Annotated in this window: 4 protein-coding genes and 1 pseudogene; all 5 read left to right on the top strand. The window is 55.1% G+C overall.

All coding sequences use genetic code 11. From position 1 onward, the window contains the following. Nucleotides 1-606 (top strand): type IV secretion system protein (locus ACRBCU_RS16675; protein WP_431366523.1); only part of this gene is annotated, 606 nt, incomplete at its 5' end. Nucleotides 607-718: 112 nt separating this feature from the next. Further along, nucleotides 719-1,231 (top strand): hypothetical protein, encoded by a 513-nt coding sequence (locus tag ACRBCU_RS16670; RefSeq protein WP_431366522.1) that lies wholly within the window; start codon nucleotides 719-721, stop codon nucleotides 1,229-1,231. A gap of 81 nt (nucleotides 1,232-1,312) precedes the next feature. Further along, nucleotides 1,313-1,615, top strand: a complete 303-nt coding sequence (locus ACRBCU_RS16665; protein WP_431366521.1) for a hypothetical protein — start codon at nucleotides 1,313-1,315, stop codon at nucleotides 1,613-1,615. Beyond that, nucleotides 1,612-2,226 (top strand): hypothetical protein, encoded by a 615-nt coding sequence (locus ACRBCU_RS16660; RefSeq protein WP_431366520.1) that lies wholly within the window; start codon nucleotides 1,612-1,614, stop codon nucleotides 2,224-2,226. Before ACRBCU_RS16665 ends, ACRBCU_RS16660 begins: the two co-directional genes overlap by 4 nt. Before the next feature lie 29 nt (nucleotides 2,227-2,255). Further along, nucleotides 2,256-4,545: pseudogene (locus ACRBCU_RS16655) on the top strand (hypothetical protein); the annotation flags it as partial.

Genomic DNA, 4,545 nt, shown 5'->3' with positions numbered 1-4,545 from the left:
CTGGCCCCCTTCATCCTCGTCGCATCCCGCCTGATGATCGCACTTCTGATCGGGATCGCACCGGTGATGATTTTCCCGCCCCTCTTCGAGGTCACCAACCACTATTTCGCGCGCTGGCTGTCGGCGTTGGTTTCCTTCGCGCTCTACCCCATAGTCGTCGCCGGCGTGTTCGCAACAATCACAGGTGTATCATCCGCCCTGATCGGTGAGCTTGGCGACCCGGAAGGGGCATCAAATATCGGTGCGCTCATCCCCTTTTTCATGATGGTTCTCATGGCCAAGGGCTTCATCATCGCCACCCCATTCATCGTCCGCGCAATCTCCGGTAACATCATGATGCCTGCCCTCTCCGGCGGTCTTGGCGGAAGCTACAGCTTCGCCCGCGCCGCAATGGGCAGCCAACAGGCCTACAATCGCTACTTGATCGGCGGGGCAAGTGGGGCGGAATACGCAGCCCTCAGGGCGCGGCAGTTCTTCGGTGTGCAGCAGATGCCTGTTCGGCAAGGGATGGGGCAGACGGGTTCCGCAGGAGGCACAGGATCCGCAGACTCGGGGTCAAAAATGCTGGCGCAGCTGGCAAGACTGGGTCGACTTGGACGACGGTGACGGCCCAAAGCCGCCGTCCATCATCTGATCCCAAAGCTGCGGTCGCAGCCCACAAATAGGTCATTGGCGGCACATCTGGAACGAGGGCCGCGCCAAACGCGCCCTGCCACCGTTGGACCCCGCCGCCTGCCGCCACGCCATCTGGCGCATCGAATACCGCGCGGGCAAAGACTTGCTGAAAGACACTTGGAATATCCGCACTTGGGAAGACCTGTTCGCCCGATTTGGCGACCTTTGCCGCCAAACAGGCAGCGTGATCCGCTATACCGAACCATCCCTTTCAGACCAAAACCGCGCAAGATGGCCCAACCACCCGATCTGGGAAATCGGCCAAGCGGAAATCGCGTCCAAACTCTTCGACATGACCGAAGGCGCGGACCCAAACCCGATCAAGCAAGTGATAAGGGAACAGCACATTTCCACGATTTTGAAAGGTATCAGAGGAAATTGCATCACTCTAGCCGCTTTAGAAGGCATCCATTTCCCACACTTATCCGGTTTTTTCCACCAAACCGGGCAAAGGCTGGCAGACGATTTGGCGACAAATGGCGAACACTTGGCCAGAATGTTGGAAAACGCGCGGGAAAGGTATGAGTTTGTGGAAAGGGAAAGAGAACGGAAATGACACTCATAATCCGAGCGTACTGTGTGTTGACATCGTTCTACCCAAGACGCACATTCGCGTCAAAGGTGTGAGTGTTGTGTCATGAGTGAGTTTCCCAAAACAGCCTACAAGTCCGCGCGACTGCGATCCATCCCACATTTCCTTTGCAATCGAGGCAAGGCCGAGCATTTGATGCGGCTTAGGCGTGGAACCAAAGAACGCATCGGAACGGATTTCTCGTTTGCCGAGTTCAAAGGTGAAGCCATCACCTATTCTGCCGAGACTGCGCATTTCTTAAAAAACACCACCATCGAAACAAAAGCCACCTCTTGCAACGCGAAGCACGTAAATGGCTCCAGACAAGCCGTTGAATTCAATGGTGTGGGTGATCAGAGCGTCGCATGAAGCTAATAGTAAAGAAATTTGCGCTCTTTCTGATCACGTTTTCCGTGCTCTGGTTCACGTATGTGCAGGGAGGGGCAGTAGTTCCGAACTATCGCGATCATGCGTTTCATGATGTATTGGTTGATATTCGGCGTGATGACAAAGTGGTCGGCTGGAAAGTCTTCGATGACAAAGCAAATGTTGGACGTTGGACACGACTTGGTTTTGCATTAGCGCTGGCGAAGTTTCCAGATGCGCAAAGTTGTCTAGAAAACCCGAACAAGCCGCTCAATATTGAATCACGTTTAAGATGGAGTTCGATCAAGCGTCCCAAGCAGGCCGCGATTTGTTTTTTCAATGTAGCTCATGCGTTCGGGAAGCGCGACCTTGTGCGCGAATGGTTGTTAAACATGCCTGATAGCTTTCATACCATTCATGGTTTCGAGGGAACCCTTGGGCGCGGGCAGACCCAATACCTTTTTCTGAATCTGACCCCCATGGCCAAACGGCACTGTCTGGTAAACCTTTACCGCTGCGTACCCTTTCACAATCAAGGCGTCGCCATAGACATGGGTGCAGAAGGAGCAGTGCACCTGTTGCACCTGAATATACCAAGAATGTCTTTTAACTAATTCACGAAAGCCCAGCCAGGAGAGAAGCCATGAGCGCAGTTTATATTGCTGCTAACTTTATCCCAAATACATCAGGGTTCTTGTGGCCAAATTTTGTTGAAGATTCAGGGCACTTGCAGTTCGCTTATGAAACTGATCAAGGGCAATGGACGGAAATCGAAGTTCAGATGCCGAATTCACTTGCCCTCGGGGATTGGGACTTCCATGCCGATGGCACGCGTCCGCATGGCGGGCGCGACAATGAGAACAACGAGTTTACGACTGGAGTTGCATCAAATGGCAGCTTCACGAACCCTTACCAATATGTTCGGGTTGAGTTGACTCCCAATGAAGGCCAGACAACAGATCAGCTCTGGCAGCTCATTTCGAATGTCGCCCAGGCGTTACAAAGCGTTGGCGAAGATATCAACTACGACACCTTTCAGAACAGCAATTCATTTGCGACGACGGTTTTGGAGACCATCGGCTACAGCTATCATGCACTTCTGGCTGAGCTCTTCCCGCTAGGTTTAGGCAATCAGACGGACATTCAGGGTTTTCCCGGCGGCGGCTTAAACGTGTTCCAGGATGGCGCAAACGTCTGGCAACTGAGCGATTATTCTCCAATAGCAGTTCTGCTCGACGATGCGACCCTGAACCTGACTGTCGAAGGAACGGATGGAAGCGATCAACTTATTGGCGGGCGCGGCTCGGACATAATCGGCGGCGGAGCCGGAGATGACACAATAAGCGTTGGGTTGAACAACGATGTCGTGCGTCCTGGAACGGGCAACAATTCCATTTTTCTAGATGGCGGTTTCAGCAATCAGGTGATTTTCCTTGGCAATGAGGCGGATTACACCGTTGCGCATCCTACAGTGGGCTCCTTCACCTATACAAACAACATCACGGGAGACGCCACGACGATCTATCATTCCAATGAGTTGAACAACCAGCGTATCATTTTCGGCGGCGCAACTGACATGTGCTTCCCCGCAGGCACGCTAGTGAAACTTTGGGGTGGGCCGGAGAAGCCAATTGAGAGGATTACATCTAAGGACATCGTTCTGACGCACGACCCCCGCGGCAACCCCGTCCCCGGCGTCGTGGACAAGCTTTTCACCAACACCACCCAGGAATTCGTGCGGCTTACCTTTGCGGATGGGCGTGAGGACCTTGTCTCCACCCCCGGCCACCGTTTCCTGACCGAGACAGGCGATTACATGGAAATCGGCCACATGCTCCGCCTCGGCGGCGGCACGGTGCGCTTGACCGATACGGATGGCTCCATTGTCACGGCGGCGGGTGAGGTCATCACCCATTCCGCCAAGACCGCGCACCTTTTCGAACAATCCGCCACCAAGACCATCGCCTTTCACGGCAATACCGTGCTCAAGGAAGAGGCGGCGCAAGGATGGCAGACCTATAACTTCGAAGTCCGAGAACACCATAACTATGTTGCAGGCGGCATTCGCGTCCACAACGACAGCGTGTTGAGCCACTTGCAAGCGGGCGATAACCTTCAAGCTCTTAGCTCAGATTTGCGCGACGCGATTGTGTTGCGCGATGTCGATGGCGACGGGACGCAGGAAATCGTTTTCATAGACGGGTTTGAGGGCACAGGTGGCGACACGATCCTTCAAGGCGAATACGTGATTTATTCCGCCATCGACATTCCCTTCGGCGTTCCTTTGGACCTTGAAACGTGGCTGCTGGAGGAACTGACCGCCGATCCAACTCTGGCCACGACCCCCGAAGCTATTGCTTTACTGCTGAACTTGCTTCCCACAGTGGAGACCTACAGTGAAAGTTTCGGTGCCCCCTCGGCCGACGGCATTGTTACCGGCACAACCGGGAATGATCTGATTGACGTTGCCTATGCTGACATTGATGGCGACCAGATCACCGCAGACGCTGACACGCTTCTCGGTCTTGATGGCAACGACACCCTGATCGGCGGTGCCGGGGCAGACAGTCTGGATGGCGGCGCGGGCGTTGACACCGCCAGCTATGCAGGCGCAGGGGCCGGTGTGATCGCCGACCTGCGGGGTGTTCAGGCGCAAACCGGCGATGCCTTGGGCGATGTCTTCACGGGCATCGAAAACCTGACCGGATCGGGCTTTGACGATGCGCTTTACGGCGATAACTCCGGCAATCTGCTGATCGGCGGTGCGGGCGATGACACGTTGCGGCCCACGGGTGGGGATGACACGGTCATTGGCGGCGATGGGGACGATGTGATTTACGCCCATACCGGCCAAGATGTGATCGAGGGCAATGCCGGGAATGACACTCTGCAAGGCGGGGAGGGCGATGATACCCTGACCGGCGGGGCCGGTG

Source organism: Planktotalea sp. (assembly GCF_050633725.1).
In the GTDB taxonomy this organism is placed as follows: Bacteria; Pseudomonadota; Alphaproteobacteria; order Rhodobacterales; family Rhodobacteraceae; genus Planktotalea.
Note: the sequence above shows the minus strand (reverse complement) of the source record. Positions and strands in the feature narration are given on the sequence as shown.